This is a genomic window from Priestia sp. LL-8, assembly GCF_036227845.1.
Lineage (GTDB): Bacteria > Bacillota > Bacilli > Bacillales > Bacillaceae_H > Priestia > Priestia zanthoxyli.
The window spans coordinates 3,213,246-3,234,944 of record NZ_JAZAQH010000001.1 but is presented as its reverse complement, the minus strand read 5'-3'; the positions used below and the strand labels follow the sequence as shown (position 1 = coordinate 3,234,944).

24 protein-coding genes are annotated in these 21,699 nt (G+C 41.1%); 17 read left to right on the top strand and 7 right to left on the bottom strand.

Translation table 11 applies throughout. The annotated features are described in order from the left end of the window. Window positions 1-28: 28 nt before the first annotated feature. Entirely contained in the window at window positions 29-1,249 is a 1,221-nt protein-coding gene (locus tag U9R83_RS16630) for an acyl-CoA dehydrogenase family protein (RefSeq protein ID WP_155009968.1), read from the bottom strand. Between the two features lie 42 nt (window positions 1,250-1,291). Beyond that, entirely contained in the window at window positions 1,292-2,365 is a 1,074-nt protein-coding gene (gene sfnG, locus U9R83_RS16625; RefSeq protein WP_140451315.1) for a dimethylsulfone monooxygenase SfnG, read from the bottom strand. Between the two features lie 446 nt (window positions 2,366-2,811). Here sfnG and U9R83_RS16620 point away from each other — a divergent pair, with 446 nt between their 5' ends. Next, window positions 2,812-4,164, top strand: a complete 1,353-nt coding sequence (locus U9R83_RS16620) for an LLM class flavin-dependent oxidoreductase (protein ID WP_243549538.1) — start codon at window positions 2,812-2,814, stop codon at window positions 4,162-4,164. After that, window positions 4,142-5,326, top strand: coding sequence for a M20 family metallopeptidase (locus tag U9R83_RS16615; protein WP_243549536.1), 1,185 nt, complete (start codon window positions 4,142-4,144; stop codon window positions 5,324-5,326). Before U9R83_RS16620 ends, U9R83_RS16615 begins: the two co-directional genes overlap by 23 nt. Here U9R83_RS16615 and U9R83_RS27710 read toward each other — a convergent pair. Together U9R83_RS27710 and U9R83_RS16610 are read right to left on the bottom strand one after the other, a co-directional pair. Continuing rightward, a complete protein-coding gene (locus tag U9R83_RS27710; RefSeq protein WP_424461235.1) occupies window positions 5,323-5,535 on the bottom strand; it encodes a hypothetical protein in 213 nt (70 codons plus the stop codon). The genes U9R83_RS16615 and U9R83_RS27710 overlap by 4 nt on opposite strands. 262 nt (window positions 5,536-5,797) lie before the next feature. Beyond that, a complete protein-coding gene (locus tag U9R83_RS16610) occupies window positions 5,798-6,271 on the bottom strand; it encodes a hypothetical protein (protein ID WP_226701392.1) in 474 nt (157 codons plus the stop codon). Between the two features lie 93 nt (window positions 6,272-6,364). On the opposite strand from U9R83_RS16610, the gene U9R83_RS16605 reads away from it, so the two are divergent. The 3 genes from U9R83_RS16605 (at window position 6,365) to U9R83_RS16595 (ending at window position 9,404) form a co-directional block, all read left to right on the top strand. Continuing rightward, window positions 6,365-6,907 carry a GNAT family N-acetyltransferase gene (locus U9R83_RS16605; protein ID WP_155017402.1) on the top strand — a complete coding sequence of 181 codons (543 nt, stop codon included), beginning with the start codon at window positions 6,365-6,367 and terminating at the stop codon, window positions 6,905-6,907. A 569-nt stretch (window positions 6,908-7,476) separates the two neighbouring features. Continuing rightward, window positions 7,477-9,075 (top strand): FAD-dependent oxidoreductase, encoded by a 1,599-nt coding sequence (locus tag U9R83_RS16600; RefSeq protein WP_243549534.1) that lies wholly within the window; start codon window positions 7,477-7,479, stop codon window positions 9,073-9,075. Beyond that, window positions 9,075-9,404, top strand: a complete 330-nt coding sequence (locus U9R83_RS16595; protein WP_115654406.1) for a 4Fe-4S dicluster domain-containing protein — start codon at window positions 9,075-9,077, stop codon at window positions 9,402-9,404. Before U9R83_RS16600 ends, U9R83_RS16595 begins: the two co-directional genes overlap by 1 nt. A gap of 29 nt (window positions 9,405-9,433) precedes the next feature. On the opposite strand, the gene U9R83_RS16590 is transcribed toward U9R83_RS16595, so the two are convergent. Next, on the bottom strand, window positions 9,434-10,822 hold the full coding sequence (locus tag U9R83_RS16590; RefSeq protein ID WP_243549532.1) for an alpha/beta fold hydrolase: 1,389 nt from the start codon (window positions 10,820-10,822) through the stop codon (window positions 9,434-9,436). Window positions 10,823-10,998: 176 nt separating this feature from the next. Here U9R83_RS16590 and ggt point away from each other — a divergent pair, with 176 nt between their 5' ends. The 3 genes from ggt to U9R83_RS16575 all read left to right on the top strand — a co-directional run bounded on the left by ggt (window position 10,999) and on the right by U9R83_RS16575 (window position 14,048). Then, entirely contained in the window at window positions 10,999-12,609 is a 1,611-nt protein-coding gene (gene ggt, locus U9R83_RS16585; RefSeq protein WP_226701389.1) for a gamma-glutamyltransferase, read from the top strand. A gap of 288 nt (window positions 12,610-12,897) precedes the next feature. Then, entirely contained in the window at window positions 12,898-13,398 is a 501-nt protein-coding gene (locus tag U9R83_RS16580; RefSeq protein ID WP_115654403.1) for a CBO0543 family protein, read from the top strand. A gap of 38 nt (window positions 13,399-13,436) precedes the next feature. Further along, window positions 13,437-14,048 carry a CBO0543 family protein gene (locus U9R83_RS16575; protein ID WP_115654402.1) on the top strand — a complete coding sequence of 204 codons (612 nt, stop codon included), beginning with the start codon at window positions 13,437-13,439 and terminating at the stop codon, window positions 14,046-14,048. 29 nt (window positions 14,049-14,077) lie between these two features. On the opposite strand, the gene U9R83_RS16570 is transcribed toward U9R83_RS16575, so the two are convergent. Then, window positions 14,078-14,416 carry a hypothetical protein gene (locus tag U9R83_RS16570; RefSeq protein ID WP_014459189.1) on the bottom strand — a complete coding sequence of 113 codons (339 nt, stop codon included), beginning with the start codon at window positions 14,414-14,416 and terminating at the stop codon, window positions 14,078-14,080. 246 nt (window positions 14,417-14,662) lie between these two features. Between U9R83_RS16570 and U9R83_RS16565 the strand changes: the two genes are divergently transcribed. From U9R83_RS16565 to U9R83_RS16545, 5 genes are all read left to right on the top strand, one after another. Continuing rightward, window positions 14,663-14,827 carry a hypothetical protein gene (locus U9R83_RS16565; protein WP_243549530.1) on the top strand — a complete coding sequence of 55 codons (165 nt, stop codon included), beginning with the start codon at window positions 14,663-14,665 and terminating at the stop codon, window positions 14,825-14,827. 32 nt (window positions 14,828-14,859) lie between these two features. Continuing rightward, window positions 14,860-15,060 carry a hypothetical protein gene (locus U9R83_RS16560; RefSeq protein WP_115654400.1) on the top strand — a complete coding sequence of 67 codons (201 nt, stop codon included), beginning with the start codon at window positions 14,860-14,862 and terminating at the stop codon, window positions 15,058-15,060. 87 nt (window positions 15,061-15,147) lie between these two features. Beyond that, window positions 15,148-15,486 (top strand): zinc ribbon domain-containing protein YjdM, encoded by a 339-nt coding sequence (locus U9R83_RS16555; protein ID WP_154973800.1) that lies wholly within the window; start codon window positions 15,148-15,150, stop codon window positions 15,484-15,486. A gap of 202 nt (window positions 15,487-15,688) precedes the next feature. Further along, window positions 15,689-16,933, top strand: a complete 1,245-nt coding sequence (gene gltP, locus U9R83_RS16550; RefSeq protein WP_029715022.1) for a glutamate-aspartate/proton symporter GltP — start codon at window positions 15,689-15,691, stop codon at window positions 16,931-16,933. Between the two features lie 198 nt (window positions 16,934-17,131). Continuing rightward, window positions 17,132-17,611, top strand: coding sequence for a DUF2798 domain-containing protein (locus U9R83_RS16545; protein ID WP_140451321.1), 480 nt, complete (start codon window positions 17,132-17,134; stop codon window positions 17,609-17,611). 27 nt (window positions 17,612-17,638) lie between these two features. On the opposite strand, the gene U9R83_RS16540 is transcribed toward U9R83_RS16545, so the two are convergent. Continuing rightward, entirely contained in the window at window positions 17,639-18,508 is an 870-nt protein-coding gene (locus tag U9R83_RS16540; protein WP_182420987.1) for a LysR family transcriptional regulator, read from the bottom strand. A 109-nt stretch (window positions 18,509-18,617) separates the two neighbouring features. Between U9R83_RS16540 and U9R83_RS16535 the strand changes: the two genes are divergently transcribed. The 4 genes from U9R83_RS16535 (at window position 18,618) to gvpT (ending at window position 21,689) form a co-directional block, all read left to right on the top strand. Next, window positions 18,618-19,838: an MFS transporter gene (locus U9R83_RS16535; protein WP_182420986.1), complete on the top strand. Its 1,221-nt coding sequence runs from the start codon at window positions 18,618-18,620 to the stop codon at window positions 19,836-19,838. Window positions 19,839-19,946: 108 nt separating this feature from the next. After that, window positions 19,947-20,432, top strand: coding sequence for a general stress protein (locus U9R83_RS16530; protein ID WP_182420985.1), 486 nt, complete (start codon window positions 19,947-19,949; stop codon window positions 20,430-20,432). 450 nt (window positions 20,433-20,882) lie between these two features. After that, complete coding sequence (gvpA, locus tag U9R83_RS16525) at window positions 20,883-21,143, top strand: gas vesicle structural protein GvpA (protein ID WP_014459198.1); 261 nt, start codon at window positions 20,883-20,885, stop codon at window positions 21,141-21,143. Window positions 21,144-21,203: 60 nt separating this feature from the next. Further along, entirely contained in the window at window positions 21,204-21,689 is a 486-nt protein-coding gene (gene gvpT, locus U9R83_RS16520; protein ID WP_115654394.1) for a GvpT/GvpP family gas vesicle accessory protein, read from the top strand. Window positions 21,690-21,699 lie beyond the last annotated feature (10 nt).

Genomic DNA, 21,699 nt, shown 5'->3' with positions numbered 1-21,699 from the left:
AAGATCCTCTTTTTTATGATATTAAACTTTACTCTCCGCCTTTAATCCAAAGTTCAAGAGGAAGCCCTACAAGGTTCTTTCCGATCCATTCTCTGGCAATATTATTAGAAGGGCCCATAGCAATGCCCGCTCTGGCATCTCGGAACAAACGTTCAATAGGGCCTTTTTTATAGCCATATCCGCCGCTTACATCCAATGCAATTCGCGTTGCTTTGTTGGCTACTTCTGAAGCGTGCACTTTAAATTCAGTCAGCGGGAGGGTAAGGACACCTTGTGCTTTTTGTTCAGCTTGTAAAATATCAAGCTGTTCTGCCAAGTCAATTTGCCATGGTTTTGTGCTTTCAATGAGGACTTTTGCTTCAGCAATCTGCTGGCGAATGACTTGATAGTCGCTAAGCTGGTTATTAAAATCGCGGTGAATCGTTCGCGTTGCATGGTTAACCGCAAGCTCTAATGCATGTTCCGCTACTCCAAGCCAAGCAGAACCAAGGCCAATTAAATAAATAGGGGAAACACCGTTTAAGACGATTTCTTTCCCTGTCTCTTCACTGCCTAGAAGGTCTTGTTTTGGCACGTGTACATTTTTATAAGAAATGGGACCGCTGTGATTACCGCGAACGCCCAGCGCTTCCCATGGACTTGCAGTAATGCCGTCTGATTTCCCGTCTACAATAAAAAAGCTAATATCCGTTGCTTCTTGTGCTTCAGGGCTGCGTGTTTGGACCACATAAAAATCAGCTTGCCCGGCGCTTGTAGTAAATGATTTGTCAGCATTAACTACATAATCTTCACCATTTCGCTGCGCTTGACTGAAGTTGTACCACCAGTGTCCTCCTGAGGCTTTTTCACTTGTAGAGTACGTACCAATCAGCCCTTGGTCAATTGGTTTTAACCAGCGTTTCTTTTGATCGTCGTTTCCGTACAGCGTAATAGTTTGAATCGCTCCGACATGCATCACGTAAACTAAAGCAGTAGAAGCACAAGCTTTTGCAATTTCCTCAGCTACAATCGCAAAAGCCACGTGATCAAGTTCTAAGCCGCTGTATGCTTTTGGTACAAGAATATTTCCCCAGCCTGCTTTAATAAGCGCTTCTAAATTTTCTCGTGGAAAAACGCCTTCTTCATCTGTACGGGCTGCATTAGGCCGGATCACTTCATCTACGAGAGAAGCAATTTTCTCCCGAATAGATGCGTAATAAGCGCGCGTTGATTGATTGTATACAGGACGTGCAGAAACTTCGATTGACATAACATACCTCCAAAAATTTTAATGTTCGTTACGATAAACTATTTATAATGCACCCGCTTTTTCTTTTAGTTCCTGTTCTTTTTGTCTTACGAGCGGAATAATGGTTTCGCCAAACGTTTTGATTTCTTCTTCATAATGTAAAAAGCCTGTCAAAATAATATCCACACCGATTTTTTTCAGTTCGATAATTTGATTGGCGACTTGTTCGGCTGTTCCGATAAGGCCAGTTCGGAAACCATCATTATACTGAACTAAGTTTTCAAACGAAGAGTTTGCCCACATGCCTTCACCTTGAGGAGAAGCTTTGCCTGCAAATTTCACTTGACTTTCAAACCCTTCAACGGCTTCTTTATCTGCTTGTAGAACAATTTCTTTTAGCACTTGTTTTGCTTCTTCTTCTGTTTCACGGACAATGACAAACCCGTTTACGCCAAATTGAATATCACGGCCGTTTGCGTTTGCTTTTACGTCTTTAATTTGATTTTTTAAGTTTTCAATCGAGTTGCCGTTCATGAAATAGACGTCTGATACCCGGCTTGCCATTTCACGCGCAGCTTTAGAGTTTCCTCCTTGAAATATTTTCGGCGGCTGAAGAGGCTTTGGTTTTAATGGTGCGTCATTTAATCGGTAAAAGTCTCCTTTGAACGTGGTCGTTTCGTTTTTCCAAAGTTCTCGAAGCACGTTAATAAATTCTTCAGAACGGCGGTAGCGCTCATCATGATCTAGCCACGGTTCGCCGTAGCCGTTAAATTCGCCTTTAAACCAGCCGCTTACCACGTTCACGGAGACGCGCCCGCTGCTGATATGATCAATAGTCGAAATGATTTTAGCAAATACGCCGGGATGCCATAACCCCGGAAGAACTGCTGTAATAATGTTGATTTTTTTAGTAGTGGCGGCCAGTGCAGAAGCGAGAGTCGCAGCTTCTAGTTGATTTTCAGCGCCGTAGCTTGCAAAAAATCTAGTTTGCAAGAGAACGTAATCAAAGCCTACCTGCTCGGCAATTTGTGCGTACCGGCTGTTTGCTTCAAATGACCACTCTGTTTTTTGAGGAATGTTGGAAATGACAAGGCCTCCGCTTACGTTCGGGGCCCAATAAGCAAATTGCAAACTCATATGTAACGCCTCCTTAGTTAAGTAGTGAAAATAAATGAGCTGAGTAAAACATTCACCCCCTTAAATGCCAAAGGCCCTTATCCCTCTTCAAGTTGAAGAGAAAATAAGAGCCTTCAGTAGCCTGACAGGCGGTATGGATGCTGAATGTACATATAGTTATATCACCGGTTATTCCGATAGTCAAAGTGAGTTTTAAGGAATTTAAAAGAAATGAAATCGTAATTAAGTTTAACTAAAGAAGGAAGAAATCATCTATTTGAACCAAAAACAAACTTGACTTATAGGAATAGTGAGTATACTATTCAAATAAGCTAAATAAATGAGAGGTCAACAGCTATTTTCTCTAAATAAACAGCTATTTAAAAACAATCGACCAGACGACTGGAGATGCTTTGAACAATCAAAGCATCTCTTTTTTATTTGTCGTAAAAAGGAGGAAGTATACGTTGAGTGAAAAAAGAAAGCTGAAGCTAGGAGCAAATATTAAAGGGCTTGGAAATACGACGGACGGATGGAGACATCGGGACGTAGAGCCTGATGCGAGCATTAATATTGAGTTTTATAAGAAACAAGCGCGTATATTGGAAAAAGGACTTTTCAGCTTTGTTTTTATTGCGGATGGATTAGCGATATCTGAAAAGTCCATTCCTCACTTTTTAAATCGTTTTGAGCCAATTACACTGCTGTCAGCTCTCGCTGCTTCTACGAGTCACATCGGACTAGTTGGGACGGTTTCAACAAGTTTCAGTGAGCCATTTACAATCGCTCGTCAGCTGATGTCTCTCGATCATATCAGCGGCGGGCGAGCAGGATGGAACTTAGTTACTTCTCCGCAAGAAGGGGCAGCGCGCAATCACAGCAGAGGACATCTTCCTCACCACAGCGAACGATACGAAATGGCAAAAGAGCATCTCGACGTAGTAAAAGGGCTGTGGGATTCATGGGAAGATGATGCTTTTACCTATAAAAAAGAAACCGGTCAGTTTTTTGATCCAAAGAAAATGCATACGCTTGGATTTAAAGGCAAGCACTTTCGAGTTCAAGGGCCGTTAAATATTGCTCGTTCAAAGCAGGGACATCCGGTTGTGTTTCAAGCCGGGTCATCAGAAAAAGGAAGAGGATTTGGCGCAGAAAATGCGGATGCCATTTACACCAATGCACATACACTAGAAGAAGCGCAGGCATTCTATCAAGATATGAAAAATAGAGCAAGAAATCATGGGAGAAATCCTGAAGAGCTTCTCATTTTTCCAAGTATTGATTTAATTATAGGAGATAGCGAGGAAGATGTAGAAAGAAGATATGGAGAGCTTGCCGCGTTAATTCCAATTAATCATGCCATTACATATTTAGCTCGTTTTTTTGATGATTATGACTTTCAGCAATTTGACGTAGACGCACCGTTTCCAGAGCTGGGAGATATCGGAGCAAATGCTTTTCAAAGTACTACAAATAAAATTAAACAAGCGGCGGCTGCTCGGAAATTAACGTTAAGAGAGGTCGCGCTTGAAACAATTTTGCCGCGTTCGCCATTTTCAGGAACACCTGAGCACGTAGCGAATGAAATGCAAAAATGGTATGAGCAGGAAGCAGCGGATGGATTTGTGCTTCGCCCGTTTATGAGCGAGACGTTTCATCAGTTTGTGGAAAAAGTGGTGCCTATTTTACAAGAGCGTGGGCTTTACGACACTTCATATGAAAGCGATACGCTGCGCGGAAATTTAAATCTTTCCGTTCCAGCCAATCGATATAGTCAAACAAAGGGGGAATTTGTTTATGACAGTCAAATCAATCGGTGAATACAGCGTCACAGAAAGCTTGAAGAAGCAAGTAATTGAATGGAGAAGACACTTTCATCGCTATCCTGAATTATCGTTTCAAGAGCACCGAACGGCTCAGTTTGTTGAAGATACGCTTCGTTCGTTTGGAAGCTTTATCATTACGCGTCCTACACCAACAAGCGTGGTGGCTAGATTAATAGGAAAAGAGCAGGGAAAAGTGGTTGCGATTCGAGCGGATATGGACGCGCTGCCGATTGAAGAAGAAAACACGTTTGCATTTGCTTCGGTTCATAAAGGCGTGATGCATGCATGCGGACATGACGGTCACACGGCTATTTTGCTAGGAGTAGCTTCCGTGCTTTCTCAGTTAAGAAATGAATTTAAAGGAGAAATTCGCTTGATTTTTCAACACGCGGAAGAGCTGCTGCCCGGGGGAGCGCAGGAGCTTGTGAAAGAAGGCGTGATGGAAGGTGTGGATTACGTGATTGGCACACATTTGAATTCTGGTCTTCCCGTCGGAGAAATCGGCGTGCTTGCAGGTCCTATGATGGCTTCGCCTGACACGTTTAACATATCGATTAAAGGAAAAGGAGGACACGCCGCAGCGCCTCATGAAGCAGTTGATGCGATCGTTGTAGGAGCGCAAATTGTGACGAACCTTCAAACCATTGTTTCAAGAACGACGAATCCAGTCGATAAATTAGTCGTATCGGTTACACAATTTCACGGAGGAACTACGCACAACGTACTTCCTGATAAAGTGGAGCTGAACGGTACCGTTCGAAGCTTTGACGCGGCTCTGCGAGAAAAAGTTCCAGCACAAATTGACCGGATTGTAAAAGGACTAACAGAAGCCTACGGCGCAGAGTACACGTTTACGTATGAAAAAGGCTATCACCCTGTCATTAACTCTGAAGAAATTACAAGGTTAATTGAAGAAACAGCCATTGAAGAATACGGAAACGACCGTGTAAAGACGCTGTCTCCTAAAATGGGAGGAGAAGACTTTTCAGCTTACCTGCAGGAAACGGAAGGAGCATTTTTTAACATTGGAGCGCGAAATGAAGAACAGGGCATCGTATACCCTCATCATCATCCGAAGTTTACGGTAGATGAAGCCTCGCTTGAAGTCGGAGTAAAAATGTTTTTGCGCGTTACTGAAAAGCTGTTGGCTCGTTAAAAAAGAGATTCAGACATACAATTACCCAATCTAAAGACGAAAAAAGGGACAAAGGAGCTTGTATGGCTCGCTTGTGACACCGCTGTTGGTTTCCGTGCAAGACTTCGCTTTCCGCGGGCGGCCGGTGAGCTTCCTCGTCGCATACGCTCCTGCGGGGTCTCACTTCTTCCGCTTTTCCTGCAGGAGTCTTTGTCTTGTCCTCCAACCAACAGCTAGAAGCTACTACATAGATTAAATCTACGTTCGCCAGCACAATGAAAAGATCCCAACTGTTTATGGTTCGGATCTTTTTTCAACTAAACTACGTTTGTCCCACCCACTCTTCTCTACGACATCTTACTTTGTATCCTTATAATTCGTCGCAAATCCTGCTGCAATTAAACCAATTAAACCCAGCACTCCTACAATAACCGTTATGACCACTATGCTCACCTCAATCGCTCTGAATAATACGTTTTCATTTGTTTAATTTTACCATGAGTCTTCGTATGAAAGAAGTTTTTCTTTTAAAGGCTCGAGCTTCTTAAATTTCCGATCATAGCTTTGCCGTTTTAACATGTCATTGGTTATTATCAGCGCATCTTCTTTACGCCTCGCATACAAGTAGGCTTCAATAACTTCGTCGAATCCCTCTGAGTAAGGAAATTTTTCGTATTTTGCGAGTTTAAATGATGCATCGTAGTGTTTCGTTGATTCTTCATATTGCTTTAGTTTTAAAAGCATACGCCCGTTCGCTAAATGTAAATCAGCTCGTTCTAAATCGGTAAGGGTATGGAGTTCAATTCCTTGATTACGTATATCAAGCGCATCTCCATAGCGCTTTTTCTCTTCCAGCTCAAACGCTCTCTCGTAAAAATGATCAAACTTCGTTAGCGGTCTCCTTGATTTATAGAACTTGTAAATGCCGTATAGAATCAAAAGCAATAACCAAAGCAATTCCTTCAACTCTCTTTCATCTCTTTATGTATAATATTTATACTAAAGGAAATTAAAACTAATTGATAGATTGAATGAAAGAAATACATTTGGAGGTATAGGGTGGTCATCAAACAGCAGATTTACCATGTAAAAGGACTTCAGTACATCATTCGTTCAGCTGACATTAGCGATGCAGACGAACTGTCTCACCTAAGAGTTCAGCTAGATGGAGAAACGGAAAACTTAGATCGTGAATCAGGAGAAGGGTATATGGACGAATCCGACTTTGAAAAACTTATTCAACGTGACGCAGAAAGTAAACGAAACTTATTTTTAGTAGCGGTTGTACATAATGAAATTGTCGGATTTTCAAGATGTGAAGGTAATGAGTTGAAACGATTTGCCCACAAAGTGGAGTTTGGCGTATGTGTCGCAAAAGAATGTTGGGGATACGGAATTGGCAAAGAGCTTTTACAGCAATCTATATTGTGGGCAGAGAGCGCGGGCATGAAGAAAATGACGCTGAATGTGTTAGAGACGAATAAAAAGGCAATTGATTTATATGAGAAGTTCGGATTTGAAGTAGAAGGAGTATTAAAAAATGACAAGGTGCTGTCAGACGGGAAGTTTTATAACACGGTAGTGATGGGGCGCTTTGCATAGTCTTTTGCGAGGATTTTTTATCGATTTTTAAAGGAAAAACACCTTCAAGGCTAATGTGCTTGAAGGTGTTTTGCGTTTCGCCTGTTTTACTAGAATGATAGTTAGTCATAGACCTCACTTTTTTCACTAAAGCTTTTATTGATTTCAAATCCTTGTTCTTCTTCTTTTTCGACATCTGTACCAATAGGCTCCCACTTAATAAGGAGTGTCGCGACCAGACCAATAACGGGAACGATTGTAAGGACGAGAAATAAATTCTAAGAATAACATAATCGTTGACAAACATAGCATAAACTTTTAATATATAATTAAACAAAGTGAATTACTTGGTATTGATGATGCTGTACGAAGAAACGCGCCTACTAGGCAACTGGAGGCCAGACCATTGTGGTGAAACAAATGGACTGGTCTCCTTTTTATATTGAATGGGTATTATGGAAGAGTTGAATTCTGGAACGGAATAGTTGGTATAGATTTAGTGATGAGGAAAATAGTCGAGTGGATAATAAGTAAGGTTTTTCTTAATAAGGTTTTTGAGAGCGCAAACATTTTAAGAGGGGGATCCGTATATGACTGCCGACTTTCATTTTCATACAGATGTATTAATTATTGGAGGAGGCCCTGCTGGTGCATGGGCAGCTCTGCAAGCAGTTAAAGAAGGTGCAAAAGCTGTACTTGTGGATAAAGGATATTGCGGAACGAGCGGAGCAACTGCGCCTTCTGGTACAGGAGTTTGGTATGTAAAGCCCACTTCTGATGAACAGATGACCGCGATGAAAAGCAGAGAAGAGCTGGGGGGATATTTAGCTGAAAGAAGCTGGATGAAACGAGTGCTTGATTGTACGTTTGAACAAGTAAATGAATTAGCTCATTTTGGCTATCCGTTTCCTGTAGATGAAAAAGGAATTTCTCAGCGAACGACACTTCAAGGGCCTGAATATATGAGGCTAATGCGGCGTCAGCTTCAAAAAGCAGGCGTACAGATTTTAGATCATAGCCCGGCACTGGAGCTTCTTGAAGATGAACACGGTGTGGCAGGTGCTTGCGGAATCAATAATCAAACGAAAGAAACATGGAGAGTGGAGGCTGCTGCAGTTGTGATTGCAACGGGAGGCTGTGCATTTCTGAGCGGAGCACTCGGTACAAATGTTTTAACAGGAGACGGTTACTTATTAGCTACAGAAGCAGGTGCGTCGCTTTCCGGCATGGAGTTTTCAAATGCTTATTCGATTTCACCAGCTTTTTCTCCAGTCACAAAATCTGCATTTTATAAATGGGCTACATTTTATTATGAAGACGGTACAGTCATTGAAGGAGCCGGTTCTCATAAAGGGCGATCCATTATAGCCAGAACGTTAATGACCCAGCCTGTTTATGCAAAGCTGGATAAAGCGGATGAACGTATTCAAAAAGCAATGCGCTTATCACAGCCAAATTTCTTTTTATCGTTTGATCGTCTTCATATGAACCCCTTTACTCAAATGTTTCCAATCACCCTGCGTTTTGAAGGAACTGTTAGAGGAACAGGCGGTATTCACATTACAGACGAAACGTGTAGAACCGACATTCCAGGATTATATGCAGCCGGAGATGCAGCAACACGCGAATTAATCTGTGGAGGATTTACGGGAGGAGGCAGCCATAATGCTGCATGGGCTATCTCTTCAGGCTGCTGGTCAGGAAAAGCAGCGGCAGCATTTGCTGTTAAGCAAGGAAGAAATGCTGCAAGTCGACATGCTAAAGGCTTATCAGAAGCGTCAGGAATCACAAAGTCAGTAGCTTCTTCTGATGCAGCTGATACGAAAGAAATGATAGCATCGGTTCAGCGCGAGGTCTTTCCATATGACCGGAACTGGTTTCGTTCAGAAGCAAGGCTGCAAGCTTCTCTGACAAGGTTACATGCCGTATGGAATGAGTTGAAGAACGGAGTGTATGATAAAGAAAGAAACCTCGTGAGAAGTCGAGAGCTTGCGGCCATGACGGCAACGGCGCGATGGATGTATACAAGTGCATTAGAAAGAAAAGAAACGAGAGGGATGCACCGCCGTGACGATTTTCCGTTTATGGATTCCAAACAGCACTACCGGATTCTAAGCGGAGGCGTGCAAGAAGTCTGGGCGAGACCCTTAGGAACAAAGTCTTCTAATCACGTAAAGGGGGTTATTTAATGATTGAGCTCCTTAGTGAAGACCGGTGTATTAACTGCAATCTTTGTGTATCCGTTTGTCCAACAAATGTCTTTGACCGCTCTCGCATGGGAGGAGCTCCTTCCATAGCTCGTCAATCCGATTGTCAAACTTGCTTTATGTGTGAACTGTATTGTCCGGTAGATGCTTTATACGTAACGCCTTTAGCTGATCAAACTGCAGAAGTAGATGAACAGGATGTAATTAATCAGCAGCTGCTTGGAAGTTACCGAGAAGCTGTAGGCTGGGGAAAAGGAAGAAAATCCACCGCTTCTTCCGATCAATCGCATATCATCTTAAATAGGAAATAGAAAAAAAGAGCGGACAAAGCCGCTCTTTTTTACTTTTGCGTTTCTCGAACCCATTTCACAATATCATCAATGACATAAGAAGGAATGTTGGCTGAAACAGCATATTCATCGGGCGTGCTTTTTTCACCAGTTCCTTCTGTGAAAAAGTGGTTGAGCTTTGGATAAAGCTTAAAGGAAGTGTTGGAACGCTGAGATAAGCTTTGTTTCCAGCCTTCAAAATCTTCGGTCGTTACTTGATAGTCACGCGCTCCTTGTAAAAGAAGCAGCGGCGTATGCTGAGATTTTGCGACTTCTGCGGGGTGCCAGTGAGCTAAGTCATACCAAAAATAAGGCGTGCCAAGCAAGAATTCTTTTGGCGGCTGAGCTGGCGAAAAGCTTGGGTCTTGTAAAATGGCAAACTGCTGCTGGAAAAAAGAAAGCTGCTCTTTCGGAAGCTGATTAAGCGATGCAAGATAGGCAAATTGTTCAAGCATTAACTCTGGAAGTGTGCGGCTCGGTGCAGCAAGTAAAACAGAGCCCCGCACGCTTTTATCCGGCGTTTGATTTAAAATTCTGGGCATCATCATACCGCCTTGACTGTGTCCCAGTATAAAAACATTGCGGCTGTCGATGCCTTTTTGTTTTGCCATTGCTTTGACTGCGAGTACGGCATCATCCGTTGTTTCATCGTCAACGTTTATTTTACTTTCACCGGACATTTTAGCTGTATGTTCGTATGTACGCTTGTTGTAGCGTAAAACGGCAATTCCTTGAGAAGCCAGTCCTGAAGCCAGATCTCGAAACGGCTTTAAGCTCATAAAGGTTTCATCCTGATCAGAAGGCCCTGATCCGTGAACTAAAATGACAACGGGTACATTTTGATGCTTTGAACGTGTTGGAAGGGTGAGCGTTGCTGGAAGTTCGTAAGGTGCTTTGCCGATTGAAAGCTGTTTTTCTCTGTAATTCTTAGGGGTGTCATAAGGTGGTCTGGAAAACGAAAACTGGCGCTCCTCCGGTACGATTCGCCAATCATCCATTTGACGATTTTGACTAAAGCGAACGGTTAAAGTAGCTGATGCATGTTCAAATTCAATGGGGATTTCTACATTTCGATGAACGGTATTGACTTCACCTTGTACAGCTGTCCCAATCTTTTTTACAGCACCTAACTGAGCCGTTAGAGATGACCACCACGTTTTTAGGTTGTCTTCACTCATTTTTGACTGCAGGATGCGGGAAAAGTAGCGCGTAGCTTCCTTTGTTTTTCCGTTTGCTACATTCGTTAAAAATGCGTTTGCGCGTTTGTATTCAACTTTAGATGAGTGCTGAGCAGCATTCGCCGATGCTTCAGCTTGAACGGTTGAAGTGGACATAGGAAGCGCTTGAAGGCCGAGTGCTAAAGAAACAGCGAGTGGAAGGGCGGCTTTTACTTTTTTCATACATCATCCTCCTTGGCAATTCTTGTACTCTATTAGTATACCAATTTTAGGTAAATGGAGTCATCTCCTTTTGAGATAAAAAGAAAGGCGCTGGGCCGTAAATATGGTAAAATAAAGAAGTTAAATTAGTTAGAAAATTAAAATAAATTTAGAAGTGTAAAAGAGGAGGAGCTTTTATGACCTATGATCCGCATTATCATCCATATCCATCTTACCGAGTTCCCGTTTATGCAAAAAAAGGAATGGTATCTACATCTCAGCCGCTCGCAGCGCAGGCAGGTCTTGATATTTTAAAAAAAGGCGGCAATGCCATTGATGCAGCGATCGCGACAGCAGCAAGTCTTACCGTATTAGAGCCCGCCTCTAATGGAATCGGAGGAGATGCGTTTGCGCTTGTTTGGACCAATGATCAGCTGTACGGACTGAACGCGAGCGGACCTTCTCCGCAGTCTATTTCCATTGATGCGCTGAAGGAAAAAGGATACAAAAATATTCCTAAGTACGGAATGATTCCCGTTACGGTTCCCGGCGCTCCGGCTGCTTGGGCTGCTTTATCGAAGCGTTTTGGCAAACTGTCTCTTTCTCAAGTACTGCAGCCTGCTATTCAATATGCCAAAGAAGGATTCCCGCTAGCGCCTACTCTTTCTAAACAATGGAAACAAGCGTACGATACGTTTAAACGAGTTCATACAAGCGAAGAATTTGAATCGTGGTTTCAAACGTTTGCCCCAAATGGACAGGCACCAAAAGCAGGAGAAATGTGGTCATCCATCGATCATGCTTATACGCTTCAGCTTATTGGTGAGACCAATGCAGAAGCCTTTTATAAAGGTGAACTTGCAGATCGTATTGATGCATTCAGCAAAAAATATAGCGGCTTTTTATCAAAAGAAGATTTGGCAGCTTACGAACCTGAGTGGGTGAATCCTATTTCCGCTCACTACCGTGGATATGACGTATGGGAAATTCCGCCGAATGGTCAAGGGCTTATTGCATTAATGGCATTAAATATCGTAAAAGGCTTTGAGCTTCAAGAAAAAGATGGGGTGGATACGTATCATAAACAAATCGAAGCGATAAAGCTTGCGTTTGCGGACGGAGAAAAATACATTACGGAAGAAACGAAAATGACCGTACCTGTCAGCGAACTGCTGTCTGATACATATTCAAACTATCGCCGCACCCTTATAAAAGAACATGCCCTTCAGCCTGAAGCAGGAGAACCTGTTGGAAGCGGAACGGTGTATTTAGCAACGGCTGATGAAGAAGGAAACATGGTTTCATTTATTCAAAGTAATTATATGGGCTTTGGTTCTGGAATCGTTGTGCCAGAAACGGGAATTGCTTTGCAAAACCGCGGTCACAATTTTTCAATGGACCCTAATCACGATAACTGTCTTGCTCCGAACAAAAAAACGTTTCATACCATTATTCCAGGCTTTCTCACTAAAAATAATGAACCTGTAGGACCGTTTGGCGTTATGGGAGGTTTTATGCAGCCGCAGGGACATATGCAAGTTGTCATGAATACGATTGACTTTCAGCTTCATCCTCAAGCTGCTTTAGACGCGCCAAGATGGCAGTGGAAAAAAGATAAAACGGTGCTTGTGGAGCCGACGTTTCCTTTATACGTAGCACAAGCGCTTGAACGAAAAGGGCATAAAATTGAAGTAGCCGTGGATTCGATGGCATTTGGGCGCGGACAGATCATTTGGAGAGATCCTGAAAGCGGCGTGCTGTGCGGAGGAAGTGAATCACGAACGGACGGATTTGTGGCTGGATGGTAAGAACAAAATAGATCATGAAAGAAGCCCGTACTGATTAGAGTCGGGCTTTTTTCATGTCTCAACCATATGTATAAATCTCTTCAAAGAACTGAAAACTAAAACAAACATTTACGTATGTATGGATAACGTGAACTTAGGGATTATGTACGGGAAATTTACATTAGACGCTGCTGCGTATCTTTATAAATTAACATAAGCAATAATTGAGCATGGTTAGAACAACCGTCTTAAGCTGCCAATCGACACGAAGGTATACTAACAACACTTGGTGAAAGGAGCGAAAAGGTTATGAGAAATAAAAAATTTGAAGTGAATTTTTTACGTACAATGCTGATTATAGGGCTGGGAATGCTCCCTTTTTTATTTAGAAAACCACCGATCAAAGACTGGCTGCTGGCTTATGCATTTAATGCACTAACAAATGGTATTATTGATAAATTTATTGTCTCTCACGGCCTTCTTCGATATCCAACTCGCTTGCTGAAAAAACAGTTTAGAATTAATGTGTTGTTCGACTTTTTACTGTATCCTAGCATATCCGTTATGATTAATCAGGCTACGTATCACGATAAAGGGTTAAAGATTTTATATAAAATTGTGCTTTTTACGATTCCAATGTTTTTTATTGAATTATGGGCTGAAAAACGAACGAAGCTCATCGAGTGGAAAACAGGATGGATGTGGTACCACACCTTTACTAGCGTAACATTAAAATCGTATCTTAACCGGCTGCTGATTGGATGGATTCGGAAAATTGAAAAGAAGCAGGACGAAACGAAAATAAAATAACATTGGTTCTAAAAACGACGTTAGAGAGGTGAACAAAGGTGCATATTTCTATCCTTCTATGGCTGATTTTTCAAAATATCCAAAAGAAAACATGGAAAAAAATTCACGAGCTTTATGCTGGGGTTTTATACGTGAGCTTTTTTAATATTCTTTATTACTTTTTATGTAACGATAAGTTGCTTTGGGATTTTAAATCTTCTCATCTTTCATTAAAAGTACTGCGTATTTTACACCTTATGTTTATTACGCCTCTCATGGTTTTGTCGTTCTTAGCTACTTATCCGCCTACACTTCTTAAACAGGTGAAGTATATTACAAAATGGGTATGTACAGCTTCATTTGTAGAATGGATTGGACTTAGGTGTAAGGCTATTACATTTAGGCACGGATGGCATTTAGGGTGGTCAGCACTTATTTATGTAATGATGCTTATCTTTTCGAGATGGTTTCAAAAAAAGCCTTTTGTGGTCTTGCTGCTCTCGGTTTTTGCAACAGTAGTTCTCAGCATTATTTTTAAAGTTCCCGTGAGCAAACGGATGCTAAAACATCCGCTGAAACGAATATTGACTCGGCCTTTAAAAGATCATGTGACTCAAGCTGTTGCGAATAAAGTAAGGCGAAAATGCCTGCTTCTCAAGCTGTTCTCGTAAGTTCCTGCTCTCTGTAAAGAGCAGGTTTTTTAGCTTACTGGAGGAATAACGTCCGTCAGCAACAGAATGAAAAAAATCAGGCCCACTCCCGTAAAGCTTAAAGAAGCAAGAAAATAAGCCGTCCAACGCAAACGAAACGAATTATGTTCAATATTGGCTCCAGACATTAACCTCATGGAGTGAGTGTTATAGTGAGAATGAGCGCTGTTGCTTCCGCTGCTTGAAAACCAAAAAGTTAAAACTGAAAACAAAAGTCCGCTAAAAAACATAAGCTCAATAAAGCGGATAGACAAAAATGATGAGCATGCATAGGTTAATCCAGCTTCAATAAGCAGGGTAATAACAAAAATAAGCTGAGTTCTCTTCAAAAAATTTCCCCCTTTTTTTCTCTATGTCTACTTTTCATTATACAATAATTTACATGTATAAAAAGTCTCAAAAATTCTTTTATTATGATATAATGGTAATTATTGTATGTTTAAAAAGGGTATTCAAAGCCCGTACGCATCACGATTAGAAGCTCTTTTATAACGATGACACTGATGATATACGCTGCGATTAGTTTCAAATGCGTAGAACGAAAGTGAGGAATATCTATGGACTTAGGAGAGACTGTGATTGCAATACTAGCAGCGGGAGCACTACTGTTATACGATACGCTAGAGCTTTGGTTTGCGCCTCGTAATTCTTCCTTTTTTAAAGGGTGGAAGCAAAAACTAGCCGTCATTTTACCGTTATACACAGTTACATTTGGCATATGGTCCGCGTTTTTTTCATAACAAAAAAGTCTTACAAAAAGGAGGAATGAAAAATGGAAATCAATTCATACCTCATTCGGTTTTCATGTATGCTGATGCTCATGTTTGGGGGAATATTTATTATTCGGTATGTAAAAACAGGGGACTTTTATTTAGATCAGCTTCTTGTCTTTGGAGCGGGTTTTGTTCTGTTTATCGGCTCACTTATTTGGAAAAGAAAACATCAGCAGCAAGGAAATAGAAAAGCTTGTTAATCTTATAAAATTGTGACAGTATAAAACAGATAAAAAACGTAATCTCGTGACCGTACTATTGTTTACGAGCTGGTGGAGGAAAAGAAAATGAATGTACCTAATTGTCCAAGCTGTCAATCACAGTATACATATGAAGATGGAAGCCTGTTTGTCTGCCCGGAGTGTGCGCATGAATGGGGACAAGATGAAAAAGCAGAAAGCACGGAAGAACAGCTTACTGTAAAAGATGCAAACGGTAATGCTTTAAAAGACGGAGATTCAGTTACTGTCATCAAAGACTTAAAAGTAAAAGGAAGCTCATTGGTTGTAAAAATCGGAACGAAAGTAAAAAGCATTCGTTTAGTAGAAGGCGATCATAACATCGACTGCAAAATTGACGGATTTGGAGCCATGAGCTTAAAATCTCAGTTTGTGAAAAAAGCATAACAATTAAAAAAAGCCAGGATGAAGAAGACTTTCATTCTGGCTTTTTTTTATGTATTTTAAGGAACAAGGTGAAATATATAGACCATTTTGTCTATTTTAGAAGGAATCTAGCTAAATGTCCCGAACTTACTTAAAGTGTCTGAAGGTTTGGATATTAATGGAATGGATGACCATTTCATTAAGGCAAAGGGGAGGGAGAAATGTGAAAAAGTTTTTAGCGTTTCAAATTTTAATTGCATTAGTAATTGGAGCTGTTATCGGGCACTTTTTTCCGGACTTCGGGATGGCTTTAAGACCGGTAGGGGACGGGTTTATCCGCCTCATTAAAATGATTGTGGTGCCGATTGTCTTTTCAACCATCGTCATAGGTGCTGCGGGAAGCGGCAGTATGAAACAAATGGGAAGTCTAGGGTTAAAGACGATTATTTGGTTTGAAATCATTACTACCATCGTATTAGGAATCGGTCTGCTGTTAGTGAATTTGCTAAAGCCCGGAGTAGGCCTCGATCTTTCTCATCTTGTTAAAAAAGATATCGGTGAATTGTCTCAGTATACCGACAAAGTCGTGGACTTTAAACAAATGATTTTGAACATCATTCCAACGAATATCGTAGATGTGATGGCAAAAAATGATTTGCTGGCCGTGATTTTCTTTGCTATTTTATTCGGTGTTGCCGCTTCAGGAGTTGGTAAAGCATCCGAACCTGCCATGAAGTTTTTTGAATCTACCGCTAAAATTATGTTTAAATTAACGCAAATTGTTATGGTCACAGCGCCTCTTGGTGTACTAGCGCTAATGGCTGCATCTGTGGGGCAATACGGCATTGTACTTCTGCTTCCAATGCTGAAACTAATTGGAACCGTCTTTTTAGGTCTTTTTATTATTTTATTTGTTTTGTTTCCGCTTGTTGGATTTTTGTTCAAGTTCAACTACTTTGAAGTATTCAAAATGATTTGGGATTTGTTTCTTATTGCGTTTTCAACAACAAGTACAGAAACGGTTCTGCCACAGCTGATGGAGCGTATGGAAAAGTACGGATGTCCTAAGCGAGTGGTGTCGTTTGTTATTCCGTCGGGCCTGTCGTTAAACTGTGATGGATCCACGCTGTATTTATCCGTTTCATGTGTCTTTTTAGCACAGGCTTTTAATATTGACATGCCATTAACTCAGCAATTATTTATGATGCTTATACTCGTAATGACAAGTAAAGGAATTGCGGCTGTCCCGTCAGGTTCACTTGTTGTGCTTTTAGCAACAGCCAACGCAGTAGGTCTGCCGGCTGAAGGAGTCGCAATCATTGCAGGAGTAGACCGCATCATGGATATGGCCAGAACAGGAGTCAATGTTCCAGGTCACGCCATTGCCTGTATTGTCGTCTCAAAATGGGAAAAAGTATTCCGCACCCAAACGCCAATTCCGCCTGCATCTCACACGGAATCTCTATAAAACCAACCCCCGCTTTAGTCTATAGAGCGGGGGTTTTTGCTTACGTTTCAAAGGTGCAGACTAGAGTGGTTCGCCATACTCAGTCCTCCACAAAAAGAGGAGCAGCCGCTTGCAAATGTTCACAAAATGTTCACTTACGAAGAAGGAAGATAAAAAGCTATACTAAGCCAAGTAAAAAAGATGAAAAGGATGAGGAATGTGCCAACAACTAAAAAAGAAAGTATGTATTTTGGAATGATGATGTGCGGAGGGATGGTGCTTGTGATGACGATGTATAACATGTTAATAAATGATGTCATCGGGCATATCACACTTGCAGAAGGTATTTTGAACTTGGTTATCACATTTGTAGTTGCCATGGCTGTCGAAACTTTCGTAGTCGGTCCCGTAGCAAAAAAAATAGCATTTTCACTGCCGTTTGATAAGTCTAAACAGTTAAAAGTCGTGTTGATTTTGTCAACGTGCATGGTTATCGGAATGGTGCTTTGCATGTCTGTATACGGCTTAATTACGATGTCATTTACAAAAGGTTTGCATGGAGAGCCGCTTCTTTCAAGCTATGCATTTATCGTTATGAAAAACTTTATCGTAGCCTATCCGCTTCAGCTTCTCATTATGGGGCCTTTAGTTCGCGGATTGTTTATGAAATTTGTTAAAAAGAATCCGGCAGCTGCTTAACTCAAAACCCTAAGAACGTATATTTTCTTAGGGTTTTGTTATGCAAAGCTGTTCGGTAAGAAGAGAAGAAAATTCACGTAAAGCCGCCGATATAAAGGCATCTTTCCGCGTAATAAAAAAAGTCGAGACCTTGCTGTATGGCTGTGGTAGCGGAGTTAACGTTAATGAATGATCGTGATTAGATACGATGGATTTCATCATTACAGCTACGCCCATACCTGCTTTTACACACCCAATAATCGCTTCAATTGTGCCAAATTCTAATATGCGTTTTGGAAACACGCCTTCTTTTGTCAGCAGCATTTCTAACGTATGTCGATATGCGCAACCGCTGCTGAAAGCTAATAGGTTCATATCGTTTAGGCTGTAAAGAGAAGGAAGGGGATGACGGCTCACAAGTACAAGCTCTTCATCTTGAATAAATAACGTGTTTACATCCGGATGGTCACAGCTTCCTGCAACAAATGCTCCTTCAAGTTTTCGTTCTAAAACCAGCTGAATAAGAACATCGGTTGTATGTGTTTCTAAAATGAAGTCTACATCCGGATAGGCAGTGCAATAAGTAGAAAGCAAAGGTGGCAGCCGAAGAGCCGCAGTGGATTCAGTTGCACCTATTTTTAAAGGCCCTATCGGCGTGTGCGCACTGCTTTGAACAGTTATAGTGGCTTCGTTGGTTAAACGCAGAATCTCTTCAGCATAACGATGCAACAGCTCTCCGCTAGAAGTTAACGTTACGCCTTTACCGCTGCGTTGAAATAGCTGTGTACCCAGCTCAGCTTCTAATTGCTGAATTCGCATTGTCACATTCGACTGCACGTAGCTTAAAGTTTTGGCTGCTTTTGAAATATTTTTTTCTTCTGCTACCGTCGTAAAAACAAGCAAATCTTTTATATCCATCTCATCTCCTCCTTCAGCTATCATTTTTATTGATGACTTTTATCTTTATTCCTTATTTTACATGATATTAGCTCTTCTCTACACTGAAAGTAGAGGTGGAGGAGAGAAAATGAACAGACAAAAAGCATCTTATAAGTGGACAATTTTATTTATTGCCACCCTTTCTCAGGCGTGTGCAACGTTTGTCACGTACGGCGCAGGACCATTGGCAGCGTTTTGGCAAAGACTATATGATTTATCGCAGTTTCAAACAGGACTGCTCGTATCAGCTGTTCAAATTGGTCCGATTTTTTCCATGCTGTTCTTTGGAAACTGGATGGATCGATATGGAGAAAGGTGGCTTGTAGGAGGAGGGTCTATTTTGCTGGGGATAAGCATGCTTTTTGCCTATAGCGCTGATCATTATTTGCATCTAACAGGCGTACTTCTCGCAGCAGGCGTGTGGTATGGAACAGCACAGCCAGGAGGAAACAAAGCCGTGGTGAAGTGGTTTCCATCTCGTCATAGAGGGCTTGCTATGGGGATTCGGCAAACGGGAATTCCAATTGGAGGCGCTGTCGCTTCAGCTGCATTACCCATGCTGTTTCACCAATACGGCTGGCATTGGGCTGTGGTCATACAGGCTGCGGTAGCTATTGGGGGTGGTTTTCTTTTTTTAGTATTCTATCGAGAATACCCATCATCGCTAGAAAAAAAAGAAACATTTACGCTTCGTCAAAAAATCATGCGTATTTCTCAAGATAAAACGCTCTATCCCTTATTTTTTGCAGGTGTTTCAATGATTTCCCTTCAAATGATTATTGTGGCGCACTTTATAAGCTATTTAACAAAAGCCATGAAGATGGATTTTGCTTCAGCGGGCATCCTGCTGAGCATCACACTGTTAGGCGGAATGATTGGGAGAATTGTTTTAGCTTGGGTAAGTGATTATGTGTATAACGGAAATCGAAGAACTTCTTTGCAAGTGACGGTTTGGGTGACTGCAGGACTAACAATAGCTATTTCTTATATTGGATTTACTTTGCCTTTTTGGCTACTAACTGCTTTTTGTTTTAGCCTCGGCTTTTTTGCAATTGGCTGGTTTAGTTTGTTTATCGTGTTAATAGCAGAAAAAGCGGATGATCGTTTTATCGGTTTAACGGTAAGCATTGCGTTAACGCTCAATCAATTTGCCATTGTGCTTGCACCGATTTGGTTTGGGCTCCTTGTGGATTGGCTCCGGAGCTACGCGTTGGCTTTTAGTACGGCTGCATGCTTCATTGCTTGTGGAGGAATATGGTTAAAAAAAGAGCGAGTTCATTCATTTTTAAATAAAAACGTCACTAAATGAAAAGTGATTTAGGGCTATTTATTTAAGAATAGAGAAGACCTCTTACTCTCTAAAACGTTTCAAAGCCATACTCCCGGGTACACACAACATTAATGAGGAGGAGATAGTATGGAAGCAAAAGCAAAGAATGTTGTGGGGGTATATGAAACGGAACAAGAAGCAATTCATGCTGTAGAGAGTTTAAAAAAAGAAGGATACGCATCAGAAGAAATATCTATCATCGGTAAACATAAAAAGACCAAAAAAGTTCAGAAAGAAACGAATACAAAAGCAGAAGGGGCAGCAACTGGAGCACTTACCGGAGGTACGCTAGGGAGCTTGACCGGAATATTAGCAGGTGCCGGCGCTCTTGCAATCCCGGGAATAGGTCCAATTGTAGCGGCTGGTCCGATTGTAGCTACATTAACAGGTGCAGCAGCTGGTGCGAGTGTAGGAGGTCTGTCTGGTATTTTAGTCGGTATGGGAATTCCAAAACAGCAGGCCGAACAATATAATGATTCAGTCAAAGAAGGCAGCTTGCTTGTTTTAGTAGACAAAGAAGACTCAGATCATGATGGAAACCCGAAAGCCCCTTTAACCGGAATGATTTTATAGAACGTATGATATATGTAGGAGAAAGCTGTCGCAGTGCGGCAGCTTTTTTATGCCCTGGTTTTATTTAAGTAAACTTAATGCACAATAATATTCCATAATAGTTAAAAATATCAAAGTATTTGAGGGTAACCTGAAAGATAATATGCCTTAAATTATAATGTAATATTATTGTAACAATAATGTATTTATTATTTTATTTTGGAATTTGAATTTCAATAAAAGCTTTAACAACGGGATTTGCGCGCAAAATACATCCATAAATTAACTGTAAACTATTATACGAAGTAGAATAATTTTCTAATTATTTTTCAGGAATTAATTTTTAGCAAATTATTCATGTTTGAAAGATGGTTAAAAAGTATATTTCAAAAGTATGTTTACTAAAAAAGTTAAGCAGGTTGTTTAGTAGCATCATTCATTTAGTTAAATCTCGAAAGGAGCTGCTAAAAAATGAGTATTCAAAAAAGTGCAGATAGTTCAAGTTTAGCAGAAGTGATTGATCGAATTCTAGACAAAGGAATTGTCATCGATGCTTTTGCTCGAGTATCGCTCGTAGGAATTGAAATTTTAACAATTGAAGCACGAGTCGTTATTGCAAGTGTCGATACGTGGCTTCGCTACGCGGAAGCCGTCGGGTTATTAACCGACAAAGTAGAGGAAGAAGGGCTGCCTGGCCGAACAGAGGAGCGAGGTGCAGGGCTTAGCTTTTAAGTCTTTTAATCGTAAGAAAATTCATTAAATAAATAATAATAAGAGAAAAGAGGATGAAACATGTCAACCACTGATAACAATGTGCAAAGTGAAAAACAACAAAATGAGCAGCAAGAAGAAAAAACGCAAAACTCTTTGAATCTTGCCATTTTAGGAGGCGTAGTAGGAGCGGGAATTGGACTTCTTTCAAGTCCGCAAACGAGTAAAAAAGTACTCAGTCGCTTAGGACAATCAGAAATTGTACGTGCGACGGGACAAGAGTTAAGAAAAAACGCACAGGATATTTTAACGCAGCAAGCGATGGGAGCGTTAAGACAGACAGCTACAGGCTATCTTGAAAAAGACAATTTAAGCAAGCTGCTGGCACCTAAAAAGAAAAAAGAAGAAACATCAAATGAACAGGGAGATTCGCAGGAAGAAGTCAGCGCAAGCGCAGAAATGGAAACGTCTCAGTACGAAGAGTTAAAAGAAGAAAATAAAAATATGAACGATCAGCTGCAGCGCATTGAAGAGATGCTAAACAAACTCATGGACGCGAAGAAGTAAGATATCCGTC

What these genes read in the sequence shown, in the direction of transcription:
- U9R83_RS16630 (WP_155009968.1), bottom strand. Translation starts at nt 1,249, where the DNA reads ATGTCAATCGAAGTTTCTGCACGTCCTGTATACAATCAATCAACGCGC.
- sfnG (WP_140451315.1), bottom strand. Translation starts at nt 2,365, where the DNA reads ATGAGTTTGCAATTTGCTTATTGGGCCCCGAACGTAAGCGGAGGCCTT.
- U9R83_RS16615 (WP_243549536.1), top strand. Translation starts at nt 4,142, where the DNA reads ATGACAGTCAAATCAATCGGTGAATACAGCGTCACAGAAAGCTTGAAG.
- U9R83_RS16600 (WP_243549534.1), top strand. Translation starts at nt 7,477, where the DNA reads ATGACTGCCGACTTTCATTTTCATACAGATGTATTAATTATTGGAGGA.
- U9R83_RS16595 (WP_115654406.1), top strand. Translation starts at nt 9,075, where the DNA reads ATGATTGAGCTCCTTAGTGAAGACCGGTGTATTAACTGCAATCTTTGT.
- U9R83_RS16590 (WP_243549532.1), bottom strand. Translation starts at nt 10,822, where the DNA reads ATGAAAAAAGTAAAAGCCGCCCTTCCACTCGCTGTTTCTTTAGCACTC.
- ggt (WP_226701389.1), top strand. Translation starts at nt 10,999, where the DNA reads ATGACCTATGATCCGCATTATCATCCATATCCATCTTACCGAGTTCCC.
- U9R83_RS16580 (WP_115654403.1), top strand. Translation starts at nt 12,898, where the DNA reads ATGAGAAATAAAAAATTTGAAGTGAATTTTTTACGTACAATGCTGATT.
- U9R83_RS16560 (WP_115654400.1), top strand. Translation starts at nt 14,860, where the DNA reads ATGGAAATCAATTCATACCTCATTCGGTTTTCATGTATGCTGATGCTC.
- U9R83_RS16555 (WP_154973800.1), top strand. Translation starts at nt 15,148, where the DNA reads ATGAATGTACCTAATTGTCCAAGCTGTCAATCACAGTATACATATGAA.
- U9R83_RS16540 (WP_182420987.1), bottom strand. Translation starts at nt 18,508, where the DNA reads ATGGATATAAAAGATTTGCTTGTTTTTACGACGGTAGCAGAAGAAAAA.
- U9R83_RS16535 (WP_182420986.1), top strand. Translation starts at nt 18,618, where the DNA reads ATGAACAGACAAAAAGCATCTTATAAGTGGACAATTTTATTTATTGCC.
- U9R83_RS16530 (WP_182420985.1), top strand. Translation starts at nt 19,947, where the DNA reads ATGGAAGCAAAAGCAAAGAATGTTGTGGGGGTATATGAAACGGAACAA.
- gvpA (WP_014459198.1), top strand. Translation starts at nt 20,883, where the DNA reads ATGAGTATTCAAAAAAGTGCAGATAGTTCAAGTTTAGCAGAAGTGATT.
- gvpT (WP_115654394.1), top strand. Translation starts at nt 21,204, where the DNA reads ATGTCAACCACTGATAACAATGTGCAAAGTGAAAAACAACAAAATGAG.